Genomic DNA, 237 nt, shown 5'->3' on the forward strand with positions numbered 1-237 from the left:
TTTCAATGATTCATGGGTGGTCGGCTCTTGGAGGGCTGACCATGGCGGAATGGGAAGACGAACTCGAACGCTGGCTGAAGCCGTTCTTGGCCCTGGTTGGTCACAAGACTCGGCAGCGGATGGGTCCACTGGACGTTTCGGGATTGATCGGCCCTGGTGATCGCACGACCATTCAGCCGATGGCAGAACGCCTTGCCTCGGGCAGCTACGATCAGCTGCACCATTTCATCGCCGATG

At 58.6% G+C, this 237-nt stretch carries 1 protein-coding gene; it reads left to right on the forward strand.

Annotation, left to right across the window (positions count from 1 at the left end; translation table 11 throughout):
- Window positions 1–5: 5 nt before the first annotated feature.
- The coding region (locus tag FNJ47_RS48950; protein ID WP_163163850.1) for a transposase at window positions 6–237 on the forward strand (232 nt) is incomplete at its 3' end.

The organism is Bradyrhizobium uaiense (assembly GCF_010811875.1).
GTDB lineage: Bacteria > Pseudomonadota > Alphaproteobacteria > Rhizobiales > Xanthobacteraceae > Bradyrhizobium > Bradyrhizobium uaiense.